Origin of the sequence: Phreatobacter sp., from assembly GCF_051860605.1 — a bacterium.
Classification (GTDB): domain Bacteria; phylum Pseudomonadota; class Alphaproteobacteria; order Rhizobiales; family Phreatobacteraceae; genus Phreatobacter.
In genome coordinates, this window is record NZ_JBHYDR010000016.1 from 21,666 (window position 1) to 42,947 (window position 21,282).

Annotated in this window: 21 protein-coding genes; 15 read left to right on the top strand and 6 right to left on the bottom strand. The window is 69.1% G+C overall.

Annotated elements, in window-relative coordinates:
* Positions 1–33 precede the first annotated feature (33 nt).
* From ACTIFS_RS20810 to ACTIFS_RS20830, 5 genes are all read left to right on the top strand, one after another.
* On the top strand, positions 34–975 hold the full coding sequence (locus ACTIFS_RS20810; protein WP_439576074.1) for a polyprenyl synthetase family protein: 942 nt from the start codon (positions 34–36) through the stop codon (positions 973–975).
* A gap of 113 nt (positions 976–1,088) precedes the next feature.
* Complete coding sequence (locus ACTIFS_RS20815; protein WP_439576040.1) at positions 1,089–2,636, top strand: ABC transporter substrate-binding protein; 1,548 nt, start codon at positions 1,089–1,091, stop codon at positions 2,634–2,636.
* Between the two features lie 63 nt (positions 2,637–2,699).
* Entirely contained in the window at positions 2,700–3,617 is a 918-nt protein-coding gene (locus ACTIFS_RS20820) for an ABC transporter permease (RefSeq protein ID WP_439576041.1), read from the top strand.
* A gap of 1 nt (position 3,618) precedes the next feature.
* Positions 3,619–4,518, top strand: coding sequence for an ABC transporter permease (locus ACTIFS_RS20825; RefSeq protein ID WP_439576042.1), 900 nt, complete (start codon positions 3,619–3,621; stop codon positions 4,516–4,518).
* Positions 4,515–5,489 carry an ABC transporter ATP-binding protein gene (locus tag ACTIFS_RS20830; RefSeq protein WP_439576043.1) on the top strand — a complete coding sequence of 325 codons (975 nt, stop codon included), beginning with the start codon at positions 4,515–4,517 and terminating at the stop codon, positions 5,487–5,489. The genes ACTIFS_RS20825 and ACTIFS_RS20830 overlap by 4 nt, the downstream gene beginning before the upstream one ends.
* 8 nt (positions 5,490–5,497) lie before the next feature.
* Here ACTIFS_RS20830 and ACTIFS_RS20835 read toward each other — a convergent pair whose 3' ends face one another.
* Together ACTIFS_RS20835 and ACTIFS_RS20840 are read right to left on the bottom strand one after the other, a co-directional pair.
* Positions 5,498–5,866: a helix-turn-helix domain-containing protein gene (locus ACTIFS_RS20835; RefSeq protein ID WP_439576044.1), complete on the bottom strand. Its 369-nt coding sequence runs from the start codon at positions 5,864–5,866 to the stop codon at positions 5,498–5,500.
* A gap of 12 nt (positions 5,867–5,878) precedes the next feature.
* Positions 5,879–6,121 carry a type II toxin-antitoxin system RelE family toxin gene (locus ACTIFS_RS20840; protein WP_439576045.1) on the bottom strand — a complete coding sequence of 81 codons (243 nt, stop codon included), beginning with the start codon at positions 6,119–6,121 and terminating at the stop codon, positions 5,879–5,881.
* 59 nt (positions 6,122–6,180) lie between these two features.
* On the opposite strand from ACTIFS_RS20840, the gene ACTIFS_RS20845 reads away from it, so the two are divergent.
* The 4 genes from ACTIFS_RS20845 (at position 6,181) to ACTIFS_RS20860 (ending at position 11,806) form a co-directional block, all read left to right on the top strand.
* Entirely contained in the window at positions 6,181–7,155 is a 975-nt protein-coding gene (locus ACTIFS_RS20845; RefSeq protein WP_439576046.1) for an ABC transporter ATP-binding protein, read from the top strand.
* A gap of 39 nt (positions 7,156–7,194) precedes the next feature.
* On the top strand, positions 7,195–8,589 hold the full coding sequence (locus tag ACTIFS_RS20850) for a M20 family metallopeptidase (protein WP_439576047.1): 1,395 nt from the start codon (positions 7,195–7,197) through the stop codon (positions 8,587–8,589).
* Between the two features lie 272 nt (positions 8,590–8,861).
* Positions 8,862–10,118, top strand: a complete 1,257-nt coding sequence (locus ACTIFS_RS20855) for an NAD(P)/FAD-dependent oxidoreductase (RefSeq protein ID WP_439576048.1) — start codon at positions 8,862–8,864, stop codon at positions 10,116–10,118.
* A 68-nt stretch (positions 10,119–10,186) separates the two neighbouring features.
* Positions 10,187–11,806, top strand: a complete 1,620-nt coding sequence (locus tag ACTIFS_RS20860; RefSeq protein ID WP_439576049.1) for an AMP-binding protein — start codon at positions 10,187–10,189, stop codon at positions 11,804–11,806.
* 9 nt (positions 11,807–11,815) lie between these two features.
* Here ACTIFS_RS20860 and ACTIFS_RS20865 read toward each other — a convergent pair whose 3' ends face one another.
* Positions 11,816–12,973: a GNAT family N-acetyltransferase gene (locus ACTIFS_RS20865; RefSeq protein WP_439576050.1), complete on the bottom strand. Its 1,158-nt coding sequence runs from the start codon at positions 12,971–12,973 to the stop codon at positions 11,816–11,818.
* On the bottom strand, positions 12,970–14,418 hold the full coding sequence (locus ACTIFS_RS20870; RefSeq protein WP_439576051.1) for a lipopolysaccharide biosynthesis protein: 1,449 nt from the start codon (positions 14,416–14,418) through the stop codon (positions 12,970–12,972). Before ACTIFS_RS20870 ends, ACTIFS_RS20865 begins: the two co-directional genes overlap by 4 nt.
* Before the next feature lie 171 nt (positions 14,419–14,589).
* On the opposite strand from ACTIFS_RS20870, the gene ACTIFS_RS20875 reads away from it, so the two are divergent.
* From ACTIFS_RS20875 to ACTIFS_RS20895, 5 genes are all read left to right on the top strand, one after another.
* Complete coding sequence (locus ACTIFS_RS20875; RefSeq protein ID WP_439576052.1) at positions 14,590–16,194, top strand: RluA family pseudouridine synthase; 1,605 nt, start codon at positions 14,590–14,592, stop codon at positions 16,192–16,194.
* Entirely contained in the window at positions 16,194–16,436 is a 243-nt protein-coding gene (locus ACTIFS_RS20880; protein ID WP_439576053.1) for a hypothetical protein, read from the top strand. Before ACTIFS_RS20875 ends, ACTIFS_RS20880 begins: the two co-directional genes overlap by 1 nt.
* The gene (locus ACTIFS_RS20885) at positions 16,433–17,122 is read left to right on the top strand and encodes an HAD-IA family hydrolase (protein ID WP_439576054.1); all 690 of its coding nucleotides are present in this window, start codon (positions 16,433–16,435) and stop codon (positions 17,120–17,122) included. The genes ACTIFS_RS20880 and ACTIFS_RS20885 overlap by 4 nt, the downstream gene beginning before the upstream one ends.
* Positions 17,119–17,904 carry an ATP12 family chaperone protein gene (locus ACTIFS_RS20890; protein WP_439576055.1) on the top strand — a complete coding sequence of 262 codons (786 nt, stop codon included), beginning with the start codon at positions 17,119–17,121 and terminating at the stop codon, positions 17,902–17,904. The genes ACTIFS_RS20885 and ACTIFS_RS20890 overlap by 4 nt, the downstream gene beginning before the upstream one ends.
* A gap of 75 nt (positions 17,905–17,979) precedes the next feature.
* Positions 17,980–18,921 carry a hypothetical protein gene (locus ACTIFS_RS20895; RefSeq protein WP_439576056.1) on the top strand — a complete coding sequence of 314 codons (942 nt, stop codon included), beginning with the start codon at positions 17,980–17,982 and terminating at the stop codon, positions 18,919–18,921.
* Between the two features lie 9 nt (positions 18,922–18,930).
* Here ACTIFS_RS20895 and ACTIFS_RS20900 read toward each other — a convergent pair whose 3' ends face one another.
* On the bottom strand, positions 18,931–19,311 hold the full coding sequence (locus ACTIFS_RS20900; protein WP_439576057.1) for a DUF4260 domain-containing protein: 381 nt from the start codon (positions 19,309–19,311) through the stop codon (positions 18,931–18,933).
* Positions 19,312–19,345: 34 nt separating this feature from the next.
* Entirely contained in the window at positions 19,346–19,633 is a 288-nt protein-coding gene (locus ACTIFS_RS20905) for a hypothetical protein (RefSeq protein ID WP_439576058.1), read from the bottom strand.
* 115 nt (positions 19,634–19,748) lie between these two features.
* On the opposite strand from ACTIFS_RS20905, the gene ACTIFS_RS20910 reads away from it, so the two are divergent.
* Positions 19,749–21,281: an acyl-CoA carboxylase subunit beta gene (locus ACTIFS_RS20910; RefSeq protein WP_439576059.1), complete on the top strand. Its 1,533-nt coding sequence runs from the start codon at positions 19,749–19,751 to the stop codon at positions 21,279–21,281.
* The last annotated feature ends 1 nt before the right edge of the window (position 21,282 follow it).

Consider the following 21,282-nt stretch of genomic DNA (forward strand, 5'->3'; position numbering starts at 1 on the left):
GGCGCCCTCGGCCTCGGCCACGGCTCGGCGATGATGACTGCCGACCTGCCGTCTGCCGACTTCGAAGCCCGGCTTGCCAACGCCGCCGCGCTGGTCGAGGCCGTTCTGGATGAGGCGCTGGCAGAGGCACCGCTGTCCGGCGAGATCGTGCGGCCGGATCGTCTGCTCACCGCCATGCGTCACGGCGTGCTGGCCGGTGGCAAGCGCCTCCGGCCCTTCCTCGTCATGGAATCGGCGCGGCTGTTCGGCGTGCCCGAAGAGCGGTCGGTGGCGGCCGCAGCCGCGCTCGAACTGGTCCACTGCTACTCGCTGGTCCACGACGACCTGCCGGCCATGGACGACGACGACCTGCGTCGTGGCCGGCCGACAGTCCACAAGGCCTACGACGAGGCTACCGCCATCCTGGTGGGGGACGCGCTGCAGACGCTGGCCTTCGCGCTTGTCGCCGCGCCCGGCTGCCATCCCGATCCGGCGGTCCGCTGCGAACTCGTGCTGGAACTGGCCCGCGCCTCCGGCATCGGCGGCATGGCGGGCGGCCAGATGCTGGACCTTGCCGCCGAGGGGCGCTTCGCCGACGGCGCACCGCTGCCGCTTGCCGACCCCGATATCCGCCGCCTGCAGGCGATGAAGACCGGCGCCCTCATCCGGTTTGCCTGCCTGGCCGGGGCGCTCATCGGCGGCGCGGACGGGCAGGGGCGGGCAGCGCTCACCGGTTTCGGCGAGACCGTGGGCCTCGCCTTCCAGATCGCCGACGATCTGATCGACCTGGAGGGGGATGCCGAAAGCGCCGGCAAGGCCACGGGAAAGGATGCTGCCCGCGGCAAGGCCACGCTAGTGTCAATCAAGGGGGCCGACTGGGCGCGTGACGAACTGACGCGCCTGCTGGCCACCGCGTCCGGGCAGTTGGCGCCCTTCGGGGAGAAGGCGGCTGTTCTGCTGGAAACCGCCCGCTTCGTCGCCTTCCGCAGCGCCTGAATGGGTCAGCGCATGGCACCCGCTCGCGAGCTGTCCAAGTCTTGACACAATTGAGCGCGGCGCGCGACGATCCCCGCCACTTGAGATCCCTCCCACCAATGAAGGAACGGGCCATGTTGCGGTCGTCCATCTGGCGTTCGGTCGTCCGGCCGGTTTTCGGTCTGGCCATCGGCGCTGCCGTCGCGTTCAGCTTCGCCGCTCCGGCTGAAGCGCAGAAGCGCGCCAACACCATCCGCTTCGCCTATGACCAGGTGCCGGAGAACGTCGATCCCTATTTCAACAATGTCCGTATCGGCGTCATCATCGCCCACCAGGTCTGGGACACGCTGATCTACCGCGACCCGAAGACCAACGAGTACAAGGGCCAGCTCGCCACCGCCTGGCGCTGGGTCAACGAGACGACGCTCGAGCTCGACCTGCGCCGCGGCGTCAAGTTCCACAACGGCGCCGAGTTCACCGCCGACGACGTCGTCTTCACCCTCAACTACGTCTCCAATCCGGCCAACCGCTCGACCACCCAGTCGAACGTCAACTGGATCGACCGTGTCGAGAAGGTCGACAGCCACAAGGTGCGGATCATCACCAAGCGTCCGTTCCCGGCCGCGATCGAATATCTGGCCGGCCCGATCGTCATCCATCCGGGTGCGTATTACGAGCAGGTGGGTCCGCGCGGCATGAACGAAAAGCCGGTCGGCTCGGGTCCCTACCGGATCGTCGAGCATCAGATCGGCCGCTCGGTGACGCTGGAGCGCAACCCCGACTATTTCCGCGACAGCCCCAAGCCGCAGCCCACCATCCAGCGCATCGTCATCCGCTTCATCCCGGACCGGCAGACCCAGGTTGCCGAGATGCTGTCGGGCGGGCTGGATTTCGTCATGAACGTGGCGCCCGACCAGGCCCAGCAGATGCGCGCGGTGCCGCATCTCCAGGTCGTCTCCGGCGGCACGATGCGCATCGTCTTCCTGAATCTTGCCACGACCGAGCGCTCGCCGGCCCCGCAGCTGCGTGACGTCCGCGTGCGCCGCGCCATCGCCCATGCCATCGACCGGCAGACCATGGCGACCCAGCTTGTCGGGCCGGGATCGAACCTGATCAATGCCATCTGCTTCCCGACGCAGTTCGGCTGCGATGACTCCAAGGCGACGGTCTATGACTACAACCCGGCCAAGGCGCGCCAGCTCCTCGCCGAGGCCGGCTTCCCGAACGGCTTCGACGTCGAGTTCCACGCCTATCGCGAGCGCAACCAGTCCGAGGCGATGATCAACTACCTGCGCGCCATCGGCATTCGCGCGACCCTGCGCTTCGGCCAGTATGCCGCCATGCGCGACCAGATCCGCTCGCACCGGGCGTCCATGGCGCACCAGACCTGGGGTTCGTTCTCGATCAACGACGTGTCGGCCTCCACGCCCGTCTACTACAAGGGCCTGGACGACGACATCTCGCGCGATCCCAAGGTGATCGAGCTGCTCACCCGCGGCGACACGGTGACCGATCCGCAGCAGCGCATCGCCGCCTATCGCGAGGCCCATGCCATCATCACAGACCAGGCCTATTCGGTGCCGCTGTACAACCTCGTGACCTTCTACGTGGCCTCGCGGGACCTGGAGTTCGCGGCCTATCCCGACGAGCTGCCGCGGTTCTGGGAAATGCGCTGGAAATAACGCATCATCCCGGCCGTCGCCCCCGCGGGTGGCGGCCGGGATGAACCGGAAAGCGCATCGCACATGCTGTTCTATACCCTCAAGCGGCTGGGTCTGGCCGCGCTCGTGGCGTTTGCGGTCTCCGCGCTCGCCTTCATCCTGCTGAGGCTGACGGGCGATGTCGCCATCGCCATCGCGGGCGAGGGCGCACGCGCCGAGGACATCGCCGCCGTCCGCCAGCAATACGGCCTCGACCGTCCCATCATCGTCCAGTACCTGGAATGGCTCGGCCGCACGGCGTCCGGCGATCTCGGCCAGTCGCTCTATTTCAAGACGCCGGTGGTCGATCTGATCCGCGAGAAGATCTCCACCACCCTGATCCTCGGCGTGCTGTCCATCAGCTTCGCGTTGATTCTGTCCATTCCGCTCGGCGTCATGGCGGCGATCTGGCAGAACTCGTGGATCGACCGGCTCTGCCTCGGCCTCGCCGTGGTCGGCCAGGCGCTGCCGAATTTCTTCTTCGCCCTCTGTCTGGTGATCATCTTCTCGATCACGCTGGGCTGGCTGCCGGTCTCCGGCACCGACACCTGGTGGCATTTCGTCATGCCGACCGTTGCACTCGGCTATTACGTCACACCGCCCTTCATGCGGCTGGTGCGGGCCGGCATGGTGGAGGTTCTCGGCTCCGACTATGTCCGCACCGCCCGGGCCAAGGGCCTGCCGACCCGTACCGTCGTGATCAAGCACGCCCTGCGCAACGCGCTCGTGCCCGTCGTGGCGCTGACCGCCGTCCAGCTCGGCTTCCTGCTCGGCGGCTCGATCGTCATCGAGACGGTCTTCGCCCTCGACGGGCTCGGCTACCTGGCCTACCAGTCGATTTCCCAGAAGGACTTCCCGGTCATCCAGGCCGTGCTGATGCTGCTCGCCGTCAGCTATGTGGCGCTGACGCTTGGCGCCGACCTTCTCAATGCCTGGCTCGACCCCAGGATCCGGGTGGCCTGACATGACCGATGCTGTCCGCGCCGACACGTTCGATGTCGCCGAGCCCTCGGCCGCCACCCGCATGTGGCGGCGCATCCGCGGCCACAAGGGGCTGCTGATCGGCCTCGGCCTTTTCGGCACCATCCTGGCCATCGCGCTGCTGGCGCCGCTGGTCTCCCCGCACGATCCCTACGACCAGAATCTCAACAACCGCCTCGTGCCGCCCATCTGGTACGAGCGCGGCACCTGGGCGCATCCGTTCGGCACCGACAATCTCGGCCGCGATTATCTTTCGCGCACGCTCTACGGTGCGCAGATCTCGCTGCTGATCGGCATCTCGGTGATGCTGATCTCCGGCACGATCGGGACCGCGCTCGGCCTAGCCGCCGGCTATTTCGGCGGGCGGGTCGACATGGCGATCACCTTCTTCATCACCACGCGCCTGGCCCTGCCGGTGGTTCTGGTGGCGCTCGCCGTGGTGGCCATGGTGGGGGGCACGCTGTTCATCGTGATCGCGGTGCTCGGGCTGCTCAAATGGGACCGCTTTGCCGTCGTCATGCGCTCGGCGACCCAGCAGGTGCGCTCGCTCGACTATGTCGCGGCGGCCGAGGCGGCCGGTGCCTCGCGCCTGCGCATCATTCTCGGCGAAATCCTGCCCAATGTGGCGCCGCAGCTCATCGTGGTCGCAACCGTCGAAGCCGCCAGCGCCATCCTGCTGGAGGCCGCCCTGTCCTTCCTCGGCCTCGGCGTGCAGCCGCCCTTGCCCTCCTGGGGCCTCATGATCTCGGAAGCCAAGAATTTCATGTTCTTCTCGTTCTGGCTCATCGCCATCCCCGGCACCGCATTGGCCGTCCTCGTGCTGGCCATCAACATGATCGGCGACGGCCTGCGCGACGTCACCGCGCCGGAGGGCCGCTCGTGAGCGCGCCCGACATCGTTCTCGACGTCGAGGGGCTCACCGTCGACCTGCCGGTCGCCGCCGGTACCCTGCATGCCGTGCGCGGCATCTCCTTCCAGATCGCCCGTGGCGAGACGCTGTGCCTGGTCGGCGAATCCGGCTGCGGCAAGTCGATGACCGCCTTCTCCATCATGGACCTGCTGCCGCCGCGCGCCGTGCGCAAGGCCTCGCGCCTCGTCCTCGACGGGGAAGACCTGATCGGTGCCGGCCCGCAGCGCTGGAACGCCCTGCGCGGCGACCGCATGGCCATGATCTTCCAGGAGCCCATGACGGCGCTGAACCCGGCCTACATGATCGGTGACCAGCTCACCGAGCATCACCGGCTGCACAAGGGCTCATCGGCAGCCGAGGCCCGCGAGCGGGCGGTGTTCCTGCTCGACAAGGTCGGCATCGCCAATGCCGGCCAGCGGCTGACCCAGTATCCGCACCAGCTCTCAGGCGGCCTGCGCCAGCGCGTCATGATCGCCATGGCGCTGATGTGCGGACCGGACCTGCTGGTCGCCGACGAGCCGACCACCGCGCTCGACGTGACCATCCAGGCGCAGATTCTGCGCCTGCTGCTCGACCTTCAGCAGGAATTAGGCATCGCGCTGCTTCTGATCACCCACGATCTCGGCGTCGTGGCCCGCATGGCCCACAGGGTGGCCGTCATGTATGCCGGCGAGATCGTCGAGACCGGCACGTCCGACGAGGTCTTCGGCGCGCCGAAACACCCCTATACCCACGGCCTGATGGAATGCATCCCGGTGCCGGGCCGCACCCTGCCGGGCGACCGGCTCGGATCGATCCCCGGCGTGGTGCCCTCGCTGGTCGGCGACATTTCCGGCTGCGTCTTCCGCACCCGCTGCGCGATGGCCGACGCGGCCTGCGCCGGCGAGGTGCCCTGGCGCAGCCAAGGCGCCCATGGCTGGTCCTGTCTCAAGGTGGCGGCATGAGCCGCCGGTCAGCCGAGCCAGCCCGCTGGCACGCCGAGCGCTACGGCGAGCCTTGCCAGCGTCTCGGGCGAGGCCCCCTTGGCTCCACTCTCGATCTCGCTGACGAAGCCCTGATTGATGCCGGCAGCCTCGGCAAGCGCCGACTGCGTCAAACCGCGCCACTGGCGCACAGCCTTGACGAGGCTGGCGCCGGAAAGGACCGCAGCCGAGACTTCGGAGGGCAGGGGCTGCTCGGCGCGTGCCTCGGCGGCCAGCAGCAACGTCATCCGGTCCTCTGCGTCCTCGTCGCCGAGGCGGGCGAGCAGGGCGTCGTAGTCCCGGCGACTGATGACGACCAGTTCCTCGCCACTGTCCGTATGGATGATCTGAACGGTCATGGGTCGCCTCTCCTAGCGATAGATGTCGCGCCGGTGCCCCAGCGCCAGAACGGTGATTGCGGTCGGCGTCTCATCGAAGATGATCCGGTAGTCGCCGACCCGCAGCCGAACGGTTGGTGTTCCGACCATGGCCTTGGTGTCACTCGGCTTGCCCAGCGCATAGCCAGCCAGGGCCTCGACCAGAGCTGTCCTGTCAGGCTCCGCAATCCGATCCAGCGACCGGGCGGCCATAGGAGCCAGTACAACGGTCTTCATAGCGGCAATATCGCACGATCTGGCGATATCGCCAAGACGATCAATTCCAAGGTGGCGGCATGAGCGCGCTTCTGACCATTTCGGGCGTGTCGCGCACCTTCAAGGTGAGCCAGGGCCTGTTCGCGAAGACGAAGACCCTGCATGCGGTGAACGGCATCGACCTCACCGTCGAGAAGGGCGAGGTGCTCGGCATTGTCGGCGAGTCCGGCTGCGGCAAGTCCACGCTGGCCAAGATGGTGCTCGGCCTGCTGCCGGCCACCGCCGGGACGATTGCCCTAGACGGCAAGGACATGCGTGCGCTGGACCGCAAGGCGGTGGCGCGGCGCATCCAGCCGGTGTTCCAGGATCCTTATTCCTCGCTGAACCCGCGCAAGACGGTGGCGTCCATCGTGGCCTTTCCGCTGGTGGTCCACGGCATCGGCACGGCCGAGGAGCGGCGCCAGAGGGCGCTCGCCATCCTCGACAAGGTCGGCCTGCCCAAGCGCTTCGCCGATCGCTATCCGAACCAGCTTTCCGGCGGCCAGCGCCAGCGGGTGGCGATCGCACGCGCCCTCGTCATGGAACCGGAACTGGTCGTCTGCGACGAGCCGACCTCGGCGCTCGATGTGTCCGTGCAGTCGCAGATCCTCAACCTGCTTCTGGACCTGCGCCGCGATTTCGGCCTCACCTATGTCTTCATCTCCCACAACCTCGCCGTGGTCGAGCACATCGCCACGCGCGTGGCCGTCATGTATCTGGGACGGGTGGTGGAACTCTCGGAGACGGCCGCCCTGTTCCGCGAGCCGCGCCATCCCTATACCCGCGCGCTGCTCGACTCGGTTCTCACCCCGGAGCCCGGCCGCGGCATTCCCGAGACCGGCCTTGGCCTGGCCTTCCCCGATCCGCTCAACCCGCCGCCGGGCTGCGCCTTCCACCCGCGCTGCGCCCATGCCTTCGGGCCCTGCCGGACGACGGAGCCGCGCAACCTTGCCACCGGGCATGGCCTTGTCGCATGCCACCTCCACGATCCGGACATGGCCCGGCAGGCGGCGTGAGCTAGTCTCCGTCACAGCCTCCAGACCCAGAGCCCGCCCATGACCCGCGCTGCCGCCGTCGCCGCCGCCCACCAGATGTTCGACGACGGCCGCCTCAAGGCGATCTTCGCCCGCCGCATCGCCATTCCGACCGAGAGCCAGAACCCGGCGCGCGCGCCCGATCTCGGGCGCTATCTCACCGGGGAGATGCAGCCCTCTCTGGAGTCCATGGGGTTCTCCTGCCGCATCCTCACCCACCCCAACGCCAGGGGTCCGTTCCTGCTGGCGGAACGGATGGAGGATCCGGCCCTCGTGACCGTGCTCGGCTACGGCCATGGCGACGTCATTGCCGGGTTGGAGGGCCAGTGGAAGGACGGCCGCGACCCCTGGACGCTCGATGATACCGGCGACACCTGGTACGGCCGCGGCGTGGTCGACAACAAGGGCCAGCACGCCATCAATATCGAGGCGCTGCGCTCCGTGCTGGAGACCCGTGGCAAGCTTGGCTTCAATGTCCGCTATCTCATCGAGATGGGCGAGGAGGTGGGCTCCGCCGGCCTGCATGATCTCGCCCGCGACAACCGCGACCTGTTCCTGGCCGACGTGCTGATCGGCTCGGACGGCCCGCGCATGACCGCCGAACGTCCCACCCTCTGCCTCGGCTCGCGCGGGGCCTACCGCATCGACCTCACCATCAATGCCCGCGAGGGCGGCCACCATTCCGGCAATTGGGGCGGCCTCTTGTCGAACCCGGCCGTTCGCCTCGCTCACGCGATCTCCACCATCATCGGCCCGACCGGCCAGGTGCGGGTTCACGAGCTTCTGCCGAAGGACATGCCGGATTCCGTGAAGCGCGCGCTGTCCGACATCCAGCCGGCGAGCATTCCCGGCGGACCCCAGATCGATCCCTGGTGGGGCGAGGCGGGCTTCACCCCGGCCGAGAAGGTCTATGGCTGGAACACGTTCGAGGTTCTGGCGCTTGGCGCCGGCGACATTTCCAATCCGCAGAACGCGGTGCCGCCGGCGGCCCGGGCCGTCTGCCAGATCCGCACGGTCGTGGGCTCCGACCCGGACGGTTTCATTCCGGCCCTTCGTCGCCACCTCGACCGCCATGGTTTTCCCGATGTCGAGGTTTCAAGCGGCCGCGACGTCGCCTTCAAGGCCACGCGCACCGATCCCGACCATCCCTGGGTCCAGTGGGCCGCCGCCTCCATCGCCGAGACGACCGGCAAGAAGCCGGCGGTGATCCCCAATGCCGGCGGTTCGCTGCCCAACGACGTCTTCGCCGAGATCATCGGCATGCCGACCATCTGGGTGCCCCATTCCTATCCGGGCTGCTCGCAGCATGCCCCCAACGAGCATGTGCCGGCCGCGCTGGTCCGCGAGGCCATCGGGCTCATGGCCGGGCTTTACTGGGATCTCGGCGCGGGCACGCATCCGAAGCTTGCACGCTGAGACGGTGCGCGGGACCGCAGAGAAAGGCCCCACCCGCACCCTCCCCGCTGTGCGGAGAGGGGGGGACTACCGCGCGGTGCATCGCCTGCCACCCTCGTGCCTGGCGCGACCGCCGACATGCGGACGGGACGCCGAAGTCTCCCTCTCCTCGCTCAGCAAGGGGAGGGTGCGGGTGGGGTCACTTTTCCGCTGGACCGGGCGGGCAGACATTGGCGTTGCGGATTCGCGTGGACCGAGATGATGGGTGAAACATGCCGGACCCAGGAGCGCCCATGACGGCCAGCGCACCCGACGTCGCCATTATCGGCGGCGGCATGGTGGGCATGGCGACGGCACTCGCCTGCCTGTCCCGCGGCCTCTCGGTTGCGCTGATCGACCCCGGCGGCATCCGCAATGCCACGAGCTACGGCAATGCCGGCGTCATCTCGCGCGGCTCGCTGTTCCCGGTGGCAGCCCCCGGCCTGCTGAAGAAGCTGCCGCGCTATGCGCTGAACCGCGACAACGCCATCCGCATCGACTACGGCTCGCTGCTCGCGGTCATGCCCTGGCTGCTCGCCTTCATGCGCCGCTGCAACGAGGCCTCCTGGCGCGAGGCCGCCGCCGCCCTCGATCCGCTCTGCGCTGCCGCCTTTGACGAGCACTGGCGCGTGGCCGGCGAGATCGGCGCGCAGGACCTCATCATCCGCCGTGGCTGGATGAAGCTCTACCGCAGCGAGGAGGCTTTTGCCGGAACCGCCCTCGAACGCGAGATCCTCGCCCAGTACCGCGTCGGCTTCGAGGTGATCGACGGTGCCGAACTGCCCCAGTTCGAGCCGGCCCTGAAGCGGCGCTTCGCAAAGGCCATCTGGCACACCGAGACCGGTTCCGTGCTCGACCCCGGCGGGCTGGTTCAGGCCTACGAGGCGGCCGCGCGCGACCGTGGCGTCACGATCGTGCCGGGGCGGGCCGTGAATGTGGTCGAGGACGGCGACGGCGCCAGGGTGCTGCTGGATGGCGGCGGCGAGATCCGCGCGGCGACGGTGGTGGTGGCCACGGGTGCCGCCTCGCACGATCTGACCCGCGCCATGGGCTACCGCTTTCCGCTGGCCGCGGAACGGGGCTACCACCGCCACTTTGCGGATGCCGGCGAGCACCGGCTGTCCCGGCCGGTCTATGACACCGGCGGCAGCTATATCATTGCGCCGATGAATGCCGGCCTGCGCGTCCTCTCCGGCGTGGAACTCGCCCGCCGCGATGCGCCGCCGAACCTTTCCCAGATCGAGGCTGTGGAGCAGGAGGCGCGCCAGACGGTGGCCGTCGGCGCGGCGGTCGAGCCCGGCCCCTGGCACGGCTCCAGGCCCTCGACCCCCGACGGCCTGCCGGTGATCGGCCGGGCGCCGCGTCACCCCCACGTCGTGTTTGCCTTCGGCCACGGCCATATCGGCCTGTCCACCGGGCCGATCACCGGGCGGGTCGTGTCCGAACTCGTCGCCGGCGCGCCGACATCAATTCCCATCGCACCCTTTGCACCGACGCGCTTCGGCGCCTGAGGCTCCCGGGGTGACGCGCTGGCGATCCTGTGCAAGCTTCGCGCCCCCCCACCGCACAAGACCGGCCCATGCTGCCTGACATCCGCGATTTCGATGCCCTGACCCGTGCGTTCCGCTGGACCGTGCCGGAGCGCTACAATATCGGCACCGATATCTGCACCCGCTGGGCACTCACCGATACCGGCCGCATCGCCATCCTGTGGCGCAAGCCCGACGGGCGCGTCGAGCCCGTCACGTTCGGGCGGCTGGAGGATGCGTCCAACCGCCTCGCCAATGTGCTGGTGGCCCGGGGCATCCGGCGCGGCGACCGTGTGGCGCTGGCGCTGGGGCAGGGGGCTGCCGCCGCCATCGCCCATGTCGCGATCTACAAGATGGGCGCCGTGGCCGTGCCGCTGGCGGCGGTGTTCGGCACGGATGCGCTGGCCTATCGCCTGTCCGATTCCGGCGCGCGGGCGCTCATCACCAATGCCGAGGGCCTGGCCAAGCTCGACCAGATCCGCGACGGCCTCGGCGACCTCGCCCTGGTCCTGTCGGTCGATGGCGCCGCTTCGGACGGTGTCGCCGGCTTCTACGAGAGCCTGGAGAGAGCCTCGCCCGCCTTTGTGCCGGTCGACACCGCTGCCGACGACCCGGCCATGATGATCTACACCTCCGGCACCACCGGCCAGCCCAAGGGGGCCCTGCACGGTCACCGCGTGCTGCTCGGCCACCTGCCGGGAATCGAATTGCCCCACGAGTTCTTTCCCCAGCCCGGCGACCGCATGTGGACGCCGGCCGACTGGGCCTGGGCCGGGGGGCTGCTCAATGCCCTGCTGCCCGCGCTGCATTTCGGCGTGCCGGTGGTCGCCCACAAGTTCGACAAGTTCGACCCGGACGACGCGTTCGCGCTGATGGCCGCCATGGAGGTGCGCAATTCCTTCGTGCCGCCCACCGCGCTGCGCATGCTGCGGGCGGTGGAGAACCCGCGGGCGCGCTATCCGCTCCGGCTTCGCACGCTCGGTTCCGCGGGCGAGACGCTGGGTGCGGAGACCTATGACTGGGCCGAGGCGGCGCTCGGCCTCACCGTCAACGAGGCCTATGGCCAGACCGAATGCAATCTCGTCATCGGGTCGTCGGCTGCCCTCGGCATCTCGAAGGCGGGAGCCATCGGCAAGCCCATCCCGGGCCACCGGGTCGGCATCGTCCGGCCGGACGGCAGCGAATGTGCGCCCGGCGAACAGGGCCAGATCGCCGTCATGCGGCCGGACCCGGTCATGTTCCTGGAATACTGGAAGCGCCCGGAGGCGACGGCCGAGAAGTTCATCGGCGACTGGATGACCACCGGCGATCAGGCGGTCCGGGACGATGAGGGTTATATCCGCTTCGTCGGCCGCGACGACGACGTCATCACCTCGGCCGGCTACCGGATCGGCCCGGGCGAGATCGAAGACTGCCTGATCCGGCATCCGGCCGTGGCGCTTGCCGCGGCTGTCGGCAAGCCGGACCCGGTGCGCACCGAGATCGTCAAGGCCTTCGTGGTGCTGAAGCGCGGGGTCGCTCCCTCCGAGGTTCTCGCCGACGACATCCGCGATTTCGTGCGAACGCGCATGTCGGCCCATTCCTACCCGCGCGAGGTGGCCTTCATCGACGAACTGCCGATGACCACGACCGGCAAGGTCATCCGCCGTCTGTTGCGCGAGCAGGTGTGAGGCGGCGGCTCAGCGCCTGAGCAGGCGCTTGGCAAGGGCCCGGCCGGCAATCGTCGCGCGCCGGAACGCCACCGCCGCATGGAAGACCGGTCCGGCGGCCAGCGGCCTGACCGCGATCAGGCAATGGCCGATGCCGAGCCGGCCCGGCCACAGCCGGTCGATCATCGAATGTCCCGGCACCGCGCAGGAATCGACGAGCGCCGTGCGGCCATCCGCCATCAGCGCGGCGCCGAGGCGCTGCGACAGCAGCACGCCTGGCGAAAAGCGGGCGAGGCCCTCGTCATAGGCCGTCTTCCAGTACCAGGCACGGTCTCCGGCGAGCAGCGTCACGGTGCCGGCAACCGGCCGGCCATCCAGCGCCAACAGGTCGATGCGCGCGGCATTCTCGGCCAGCAGGGCCGACAGGGCCTCGCAGAAGAAGCCGCGGGCGGCCTCGGCCTCCGCCATGGCGGTTCCTTCCCGGCCCTTCCAGCCGGCCGCCTCCAGCGCGAGGAAGCCGGATATGGCGGCGCCATGCGGATGGCCGCACGCGGTCGACAGGTCGCAGACGCTGCCCTGCTCGGCGAGCCGGCGGGCAAGGCGCCGCATCTCCTTGGACGGACCCGGCGGCGGAGCCGTCAGGGCCGCGCGCCGGTGCGCGGCGATCCGCTCGCAGGTCCGGCCCGTCTCGGTCGCGACGTCGGCAAGGACCGCGGCGAAGGCGCCGTCCGGCAGATGGCTCGCCTCGAGCGCGGCGCAGCGGCGCCCGGCGAGGGCCGCCATCAGCGCCTCGATCACGGCGCGTTCCTCGCCGGCCGCGATCAGCGGCTGCGACAGGGGCGCATAGGCATGGGACCAGAGCCTGAAAACGCGTCCGCCAAGACCGGACCGGCCGGCCACGAACCCGACCAGCCGCTCGCCCCGATGGAAGGCGAAAGCGCCAAGGCCAGGTCCGGGATCGACGCCTCTGGCGGCAAGGGCGAAGGCGGGCGTGAGGAAGACGTTGGGCTCGCTGGCCGCGGCAAGACGGCGCCAGTCACCGGCCAGTGCGGCCCAGTCCGCGGCGGGGACCCAGGTCGAGGCGAGCGGATCGCGCTCGCCGTCCAGACGGCCTGCGTCGAGATCCGGCTGGAGGGACGGTGCCGAAACCGTCCGGCGACCGGCGAGGGTTGGCGCGGCGGGGCTCATTCGGCGGCAACCGGCTGGCGGCGCGACCAGAGGGCGCCGGCAAGGTTGAGGCGGGTCGCCGTAACCGCAAACAGCAGGACCGATTCGACGCTCAGCGCCGTCGCGGTCGCGATGGCCGCCCCCATCATGCCAAGCGGCGGGATGAGGACGAGGCAGAGGATCACGGCAATGGCGAAGGCCCCCGCATAGATCGCGGCACAGATGCCCTGGTGCCCGGACATGACCAGCAGCCGTTCGACCGGACCCACGGCCGCACGCGCCAGCAGGCCGACCGAGACCACGAACATGGCCGGGTAGCCGGCAAGATAGTCCGGCCCGAACAGCGACAGGAACGGCCTGCCGAGCGCCAGGATGACGATGGTCGCCGCCAGCGAGGGGAAGAACGTCCAGCGGATGGAGACTGCCAGGAACGCCGCCATTTTCTGCCGGTCGCCGGCCTCGTGATATTCGCTGAACCGGTGGGCGGCCGCGGCCGCGACCGCAAAATAGATGAAGGCGACGAGGGCCAGCGTCTTCACCGCTGCCCAGTAGACCGCAACCTCCTCCGGCCCGCGCAGCCGTTCCAGCAGCACGACGTCGGTATAGGTGAGGGCGAGATAGAAGGTCTCCACCACGAAGATCGGCAGCGAGACCTTCAGCCAGATCCCGGTCTCCCTGCGCTGTGGTCCGGGCGGCAGGCGTTCGCCGAGCCGGCGCCCGAGCAGCCACCACTGGACGAGGGCGGCGACCCAGGTTGCAACCAGCGCGCAGGCCATGGCGGTGACGGCATTGGCGGCAAAACCCAGGCCATGGCCGAGCGCCATGCCGCCGAGCAGCACCATCGGGCGGATCAGATAGGGCGGGCCGAGGGCAAGGTCGGTCCAGTTGTAGGAGCGGGCGATGCCGTCCTGGATGTCGGTGACGACGAACATGGGCAGGCACAGCGCGGCGAGCGCCAGCGGCATGACCATGGGCTGCGACAGAAACGAGCCGAACTGCCAGAGGGCGGCAAGGCCGGCCATGGCGACGACGGTCGCGATGATCAGACCCGCCCGCCGCGCCCCGCTGATGAACCCGCGCAGGCCCGCCTCGTCGCCGCGCTCGACATAGAGCGGCACAAAGCGCTGGGCGGCGGAGGCAAGCCCGGCATTGGCGAAATGGCCGATCAGCAGCACCCAGACCCAGACCGCCACATAGGTGCCGAACGCCGAGGAGCCCATCCAGCGCGCCATCAACACCTGGCTCACATAGGCGATGGCGGCGCTGGCGACCCGGATCAGGAAGGCTGCGCCCGCCATCCGCTGGGCGACCGATGTGTCCGAGCGGTCGGTGAGCAGGGCCTTCAGGCGCGCGACGATGCCTGCGGGCGACAGCAGCGTCTTCGCGCCGCGCCCCATCTGCGCCTCTTCCGACCCCATCACCGACACGGCATGGCTTTCCCGTCGGCCCTCCCGCACGAGGGCCATCGGCTCTGGATACGCCCTGCGGGCTTAAGAAACGGTTGGAACCGGCCGGCCCGCCTGCCGTCACCCGGTGTTCAACGGCGCCAAATTCGTCTAGTCCTCGCCCATGAGCGATCATATCGACAGCACCCCGGTCCTGGCGACCATCCGAACCCCCGGACCGGGGGGGCGGCCATGAAGGGCCGTGGCAAGCCACCCGGACGCGGCGGCCCCGGCAAGCGCCCGGCCGGCCCCGGAAAGCGTCCGGCCGGTTCCGGAGCGGCACGACCGCGGCCCCCCTCCAGAGGCGCGGACGCCAGGGACGGCGCGCCCGACAGGCCTGTCCGCAGCCGCCCGGCTGCCGGCGCGCCGACGAGCCGCGGGCAGGGGAGCCGGGAGGACACCGTTCGCAAGGCTCCGCTGCATGCCGGGCGCCCGCGTCGTGGTGCTCCCGCTGCCGCCGGCCGCGAGCGCCAGCCGGAGCGCGACGAGGGCTTTCGCAGCTTCGACGAAGCACCGCGCCGCCGCCGCGACAGCGACTGGGATATCGAGGGTGGCGAAAGGCCATGGCAGGCCGACGCGGAACTTGAGGACCTCGACCTGGACGCGCTGGACGACGAGACGGGGGACGACCAGGCGGGAGACGACGAGGGACTGGACGAGCCGAGGCCGGACCCGCGCGGTCGGGGCGATGCGGAGGCGGCGCCCTCCCGACGGCCTGCCGCCCGCCAGCCGGCGTCCTCGCGGCGCCCTGTTCCGCAGGCCGGCCCGACCCGCGCCGAGCTGAAGGCCGCGGCCACGGCGACCTTCCAGTCCGGCGTGCAGACGCTTGCCGTCACGGCGGACGAGGACGACATGCGCGTCGACCGGTTCCTGGCCGCGCGCTTTCCGCAGCTTTCGTTCAGCTACATCCAGCGCATCGTCCGCAAGGGCGAACTGCGCGTGAACGGCCGCCGCGTCGAGACCAAGGACCGGCTGGAAGCCGGGCAGGCAGTGCGCGTGCCGCCGCTCAAGCTCGATCAGCCGCGGCCGGTCGCGAACAGGGCGCAGGACGACGTGCTGGCCTTCCTCGCCTCGATCACCCTCTACGAGGATGCCGACGTGCTCGTGCTCGCCAAACCCGCGGGCCTCGCCGTGCAGGGCGGTTCGGGCATGAAGAAGCATGTCGACGGCATGCTTGCCGCCCTGACCGACAAGGACGGCCAGCGTCCCCGCCTCGTCCATCGTCTCGACAAGGACACGTCGGGCTGCCTCCTCGTCGCCAAGTCGCGCTTTGCCGCCGCGGCACTGGCCAAGACGTTCCGGTCCCGCGCGGCCCGCAAGATCTACTGGGCAGTGGTCGCCGGCGTGCCGAAGCCGCGCCAGGGCCGCGTCTCCACCTATCTGGCCAAGGACGAGCGCGCCGACGAGAGCGTCATGCGCATCGCCCGCCACGGCGAGAAGGGGGCGACCCACGCGGTCAGCTATTATGCCGTCATCGACACCATGGCGCAGAAGCTCGCCTGGCTGTCGATGAAGCCGGTCACCGGCCGCACCCATCAATTGCGCGTCCATGCCGCCGAGATCGGCTATCCGATCATCGGCGACCCGAAATATTTCGACGTCGAGAACTGGGACCTGCCCGGCGGCATCCAGAAGAAGCTGCACCTGCATGCCCGCCGCATCGTGGTGCCGCACCCGAGGGGGAAGGGGACGATCGACATCTCGGCGCCCTTGCCCGCGCATATGGAACAGACCTTCAACCTGCTCGGCTGGGATGCCTCGCGCTATGATCCCATCGTCGAGGCGCCGGAGGAGTGATGTCGCTGACCGGCTGGATCTATGTCACGGCGGCGATCACGATCCTGCTGCTGGTGGCGATCGTCATGGTCACGCGGCGCGTGATCCGCACCGTGCCGGGCGCCGGCGTCGATGCCCGCGCCATCGGCGAACTGGTCGCGGAACTGCGCCGCTCGAACGATCTCGCCGAGCGGCGCCTCGCGGCGCTGGAGGCGCGCGTCGAGGCCCTGGAAGGGCGCGGAATCAGGCAGGGCGGCGCGTGAAGCTCGTCATTTTCGATTGCGACGGCACGCTGGTCGACAGCCAGCACCTGATCGTTGCCGCCATGGCCGGGGCCTTTGCCGGGGTCGGGCGCGTGCCGCCGCCGCGCGCGACGACCCTGTCCGTCGTCGGCCTTTCGCTGGTCGAGGCCTTTTCGGAGCTCGTCGGGCCGGACGATCCGGCGATCCCCGCCCTGATCGAGGGCTACAAGGGCTCGTTCCAGGCGCTGCGCGCCGATCCCGCCGCAACCGAGCCGCTGTTCTCCGGGGCGGCCGAAGCTGTGCGGGCGCTGGCCGCCCGCGACGACGTGCTGCTGGGGATCGCCACCGGCAAGTCGCAGCGCGGCGTGCGCGTGGTGCTCGGCCACCACGGATTGTTCGACCTGTTCTCGACCATCCAGACAGCCGATGACGCGCCGTCCAAGCCGCACCCCGCGATGATCGCGCAGGCAATGGCCGCCGTCGGCGCCAGTCCGCACGAGACTGTCATGATCGGCGACACGACCTTCGACCTCGCCATGGCGCAGGCGGCCGGGGTCGCCGCCATCGGCGTCTCCTGGGGCTATCACCCGCGTGCGGCCCTTGCAGGTCTTGCCCCCGACCTGCTGATCGACGGCTATGGTGCCCTGCTGCCTGGCCTCGACGCGATCTGGAGCGGGCGGTCGCGTGCTGCCGGAGGCTCGCCATGACCAAAACCCTGTTCGACGACTGGTTTCCGACCGGCCAGGACCCCGCCGCCTACGATCCGGTGGCGGCCTCCCGGCAGGCCATGAAGCCCTCCTGGCCCAAGCGCTTCTACCGCCAGGCGACGGCGGGCGAGGGGCCGGATGGCTGGCGCCTGCTGCTCGACGGCCGGCCGGCGAAGACGCCGGGACGCAGGCCCTTTGCCCTGCCGACCCGCGCGCTCGGCGAGGCGGTGGCGGTGGAATGGGACGAACTGGGCGAGGTGATCGACCCCTTGCGCATGCCGGTGACACGCATCGTCAATTCGATCATCGATGGCGTCGCTCCGGATCCGGGCCCCGTCGCCGACGACATCGTCAAATATGCCGGCTCGGACCTCATCTGCTACCGGGCCGATGGTCCGGACGGCCTCGTCGCCCGGCAGGCGGCGACATGGGACCCGGTGCTGGCCTGGTCGCGCGAGGCGCTCGGCGCGCGCTTCATCCTGTCGGAAGGCGTCATGTTCGTCGCCCAGCCGGATGCGGCCATCGCGGCGATCCGGGCGGCGCTGCCGTCCGATCCCTGGCGGATCGGCGCCATGCATGTCGCCACCACGCTGACGGGATCGGCTCTGCTGGCACTGGCGCTTGAGCGCGGCCACCTGACAGCGGAAGAGGCCTGGCTGGCCGCCCATGTCGACGAGGACTTCCAGATATCGCAATGGGGCGCCGACGAGGAGGCCGCCGGCCGCCGGGCGGCGCGCGAGCGCGAGATGATGGCGGCGGCAAAGGTGATGGCCTGTCTGTGACATTGCCGGGAAACACGGCGGGGGCCTTTAGCACGCCATGAGCCGGCGAAGCGCCGGCACGGGGGGAGCAGGTCCATGAAGGTCACACTTGATCTGGCCAAACTGGTCGAAGACGGCCACCTGACGGCGGCTGAAGCCGAGCGACTGAAGGGCTTTGCCGCGCAGGGCACCGGCCAGACGGCGATGAACATCCTGGTCGGTTTCGGCGTCGTGGCCGTGTCGCTGGGCGTGATGGGCATGGTGCCGCAGCCGGTCGTGGCCGTCGTCCTCGGCGCCCTTCTGGCGTCCGTCGGCTTCGGGTTCATCCTGCAGGGCCAGAAGACCTGGTCGATCCTGGCCAACATCTGCCTGCTGACCGGCTGCCTCATGCTGGCTGCCGGGGTCATGTTCATGACCAAGGGGTCGCCGATCGCGCTCCTGGCGATCACGGCCATCCTGATTGGTGGAGGCATCGCGGCAAAATCCGGCCTCCTGATCGCGCTCGCAGTGCTGTGCCTGTCGGCCGCCATTGGCGCGCGGACGAGCTATGCCCATGCGACCTATTTCATCGGCGTGCGCCAGCCCCTTCTGACCGTTCTGCTGTTCTCGGGGCTGGCCCTTGCCGCCTATCAGGCTTCGCTGCGGCTGGCTGCCGACCATGCCCGCCTTGCCATCACGGCGGCGCGCACCTCGCTGCTGCTGGTCAATCTCGGCTTCTGGATCGGCACCCTCTGGGGCGACCGCCTGACCTGGCTGTCCGACCAGTTCGACCCGTCGCGCTACTGGCTGAGCGTGCCGGCCGTCGTCTTCTCGCTGGTCTGGGCCGCGGCGCTTGTCGCAACCGGCCTGTGGGCGGCCCGCGCCAATCGACCCTGGGTGCTGAACGTGGTCGCGGTCTTCGGCGCCATCCACTTCTACACCCAGTGGTTTGCCAAGCTCGGCCCCAATCCGTTCTCCGTGATGATCGCCGGCCTGATCACGCTGGCGCTGGCCATCGGCATCTGGAAATACAACCAGGGCAAGACCATCCCGGCGTGAACGGCGCGTCTATCCGCCGATCCGGCCGAGATGGGTATCCTTGAAGCCGGACGGCTCCTTCAGGCCGTAGCCGAGCGCCCGGTCGAAGCCGATATGGGCGAGCCAGATCAGCGCGACGGCGGTCGCGAGCGGCCCCTGCATGGCAAGCCCGGCAATGGCCAGCGCCAGGGGCAGGGCGGTGGTGTGGACCAGATTGTAGCCGAGCGCGCCCAGTCTCGGCCCCGCGAGATAAGCCGCCATGCCGAGGTCCGGCGCAAGAAACAGGAACGCGAACAGCCACCACGACTGGCCGGTCCACCAGAAGCCGGCGGCGGCGGCAAGGGCCAGCGCAGCGCCTTCAAGGCGAAGGATCGCGCGTGTGGCGCCTGTCGGAGGGTGGTCTGTGCTCATCGGTGAGCGCCCGTGCGTTGCAGTGTCATCGGTCTCATCGTCCGAAAAGCGCCGCCGCAATGGAAGCGGCCGCGGCCACGGCGCCGAAGGCATAGATGGCCCGCGCGCCCATCGCGTGAATGGCGGCCGCCGCGCCGAGGCACATGCCAAGCGCGATCAGGGCGATCAGCAAAGCGAGATCGTGGGTCGCGCGCTGCCACAGCGCCAGGCCATAGCTGCCGACGAAGAGGATCGGGGCGCTGACGACCAGCGCCCCTACAACGCGCCGGTTGACCAGTGGATTGTCCCATTGCTCATGCATGGGCCATGAGACCAGCAGCACGGCGCATCTGTCCAGCGCCCATCCTCCGTCAGTCTCATTGGTTGGCGCGGAGCTTGCGTGCTATGCGCACGGACTGGCTCGATACGAGGGGCGGGGGTTCATCCCCGGCGGATTCATGAAGGATGTGCTCGAACGGCTCGAAGACCGTCGTGCGGAGGCCCGCCTCGGCGGCGGCGAAAAGCGCATCGCCGCGCAGCACGCGCGCGGCAAGCTGACCGCGCGCGAACGCATCGAGCTGCTGCTCGACCGCGGCTCGTTCGAGGAGTTCGACATGTTCGTGCAGCATCGCTGCGCGGATTTCGGCATGGAGAAGTCCCACATCCCCGGCGACGGTGTTGTCACGGGCTGGGGCACCGTGAACGGGCGGACGGTCTTCGTCTTCTCCAAGGACTTCACCGTGTTCGGCGGATCGCTCTCCGGGGCCCATGCCGCCAAGATCACCAAGATCCAGGACATGGCGCTCAAAGCCCGTGCGCCGGTCATCGGCCTGTTCGACGCGGGCGGCGCCCGAATCCAGGAAGGTGTCGATGCGCTCGGGGGTTACGGCGAAGTCTTCAGGCGGAATGTGATCGCGTCCGGGGTCATTCCGCAGATTTCGCTGATCATGGGCCCCTGCGCCGGCGGCGATGTCTATTCGCCCGCAATGACCGATTTCATCTTCATGGTGAAGGACACGAGCTACATGTTCGTGACCGGGCCGGACGTGGTGAAGACCGTCACCAACGAGGTCGTCACCGCCGAGGAACTGGGCGGCGCCTCGGTCCACGCCGTCAAGTCCTCGGTGGCGGACGGGGCTTACGAGAACGATCTGGAGGCGCTGCTCCAGATGCGCCGGCTGATCGATTTCCTGCCCTCGAACAACACCGAGGGGCCGCCGGAACTGCCGTCCTTCGACCAGCCGGACCGGATCGACATGTCGCTGGACACGCTGGTCCCCGACAATCCGAACAAGCCCTACGACATGAAGGAACTGATCCGGAAGATGGTCGACGAGGGCGACTTCTTCGAGATCCAGCAGACCTTCGCACAGAACATCGTCACGGGCTTCGGCCGCATCGAGGGACGCACGGTCGGCATCGTCGCCAACCAGCCGATGGTCCTGGCCGGCGTGCTCGACTCGGATGCCAGCCGCAAGGCCGCGCGCTTCGTGCGCTTCTGCGACGCTTTCTCGATTCCGATCGTCACCCTGGTCGACGTGCCCGGCTTCCTGCCCGGCACGAGCCAGGAATATGGCGGCCTGATCAAGCACGGCGCCAAGCTGTTGTTCGCCTATTCCCAGTGCACCGTGCCGCTGGTCACCATCATCACGCGCAAGGCTTTTGGCGGCGCCTATGACGTGATGGCCTCAAAGCATGTCGGTGGCGACCTCAACTATGCCTGGCCCTCGGCGCAGATTGCCGTGATGGGCGCCAAGGGGGCGGTGGAGATCATCTTCCGCGCCGACCTCGGCGATCCGGCCAAGATCGCCGCGCGCACGAAGGAATATGAGGAGCGCTTCCTGTCGCCCTTCGTCGCGGCCGAGCGCGGCTATATCGACGAGGTGATCATGCCGCACTCGACCCGTCGACGCGTGGCGCGCGCTTTGTCCCTGCTGCGCCACAAGGCAGCCGAAACGCCCTGGAAGAAGCACGACAACATCCCGCTCTGAG

Excerpts from the sequence above, each read along its gene's own strand:
- ACTIFS_RS20810 (WP_439576074.1), top strand. The coding sequence starts at position 34 with ATGACTGCCGACCTGCCGTCTGCCGACTTCGAAGCCCGGCTTGCCAAC.
- ACTIFS_RS20815 (WP_439576040.1), top strand. The coding sequence starts at position 1,089 with ATGTTGCGGTCGTCCATCTGGCGTTCGGTCGTCCGGCCGGTTTTCGGT.
- ACTIFS_RS20820 (WP_439576041.1), top strand. The coding sequence starts at position 2,700 with ATGCTGTTCTATACCCTCAAGCGGCTGGGTCTGGCCGCGCTCGTGGCG.
- ACTIFS_RS20825 (WP_439576042.1), top strand. The coding sequence starts at position 3,619 with ATGACCGATGCTGTCCGCGCCGACACGTTCGATGTCGCCGAGCCCTCG.
- ACTIFS_RS20835 (WP_439576044.1), bottom strand. The coding sequence starts at position 5,866 with ATGACCGTTCAGATCATCCATACGGACAGTGGCGAGGAACTGGTCGTC.
- ACTIFS_RS20840 (WP_439576045.1), bottom strand. The coding sequence starts at position 6,121 with ATGAAGACCGTTGTACTGGCTCCTATGGCCGCCCGGTCGCTGGATCGG.
- ACTIFS_RS20845 (WP_439576046.1), top strand. The coding sequence starts at position 6,181 with ATGAGCGCGCTTCTGACCATTTCGGGCGTGTCGCGCACCTTCAAGGTG.
- ACTIFS_RS20850 (WP_439576047.1), top strand. The coding sequence starts at position 7,195 with ATGACCCGCGCTGCCGCCGTCGCCGCCGCCCACCAGATGTTCGACGAC.
- ACTIFS_RS20855 (WP_439576048.1), top strand. The coding sequence starts at position 8,862 with ATGACGGCCAGCGCACCCGACGTCGCCATTATCGGCGGCGGCATGGTG.
- ACTIFS_RS20860 (WP_439576049.1), top strand. The coding sequence starts at position 10,187 with ATGCTGCCTGACATCCGCGATTTCGATGCCCTGACCCGTGCGTTCCGC.
- ACTIFS_RS20865 (WP_439576050.1), bottom strand. The coding sequence starts at position 12,973 with ATGAGCCCCGCCGCGCCAACCCTCGCCGGTCGCCGGACGGTTTCGGCA.
- ACTIFS_RS20870 (WP_439576051.1), bottom strand. The coding sequence starts at position 14,418 with ATGGCCCTCGTGCGGGAGGGCCGACGGGAAAGCCATGCCGTGTCGGTG.
- ACTIFS_RS20875 (WP_439576052.1), top strand. The coding sequence starts at position 14,590 with ATGAAGGGCCGTGGCAAGCCACCCGGACGCGGCGGCCCCGGCAAGCGC.
- ACTIFS_RS20880 (WP_439576053.1), top strand. The coding sequence starts at position 16,194 with ATGTCGCTGACCGGCTGGATCTATGTCACGGCGGCGATCACGATCCTG.
- ACTIFS_RS20890 (WP_439576055.1), top strand. The coding sequence starts at position 17,119 with ATGACCAAAACCCTGTTCGACGACTGGTTTCCGACCGGCCAGGACCCC.
- ACTIFS_RS20895 (WP_439576056.1), top strand. The coding sequence starts at position 17,980 with ATGAAGGTCACACTTGATCTGGCCAAACTGGTCGAAGACGGCCACCTG.
- ACTIFS_RS20900 (WP_439576057.1), bottom strand. The coding sequence starts at position 19,311 with ATGAGCACAGACCACCCTCCGACAGGCGCCACACGCGCGATCCTTCGC.
- ACTIFS_RS20910 (WP_439576059.1), top strand. The coding sequence starts at position 19,749 with ATGAAGGATGTGCTCGAACGGCTCGAAGACCGTCGTGCGGAGGCCCGC.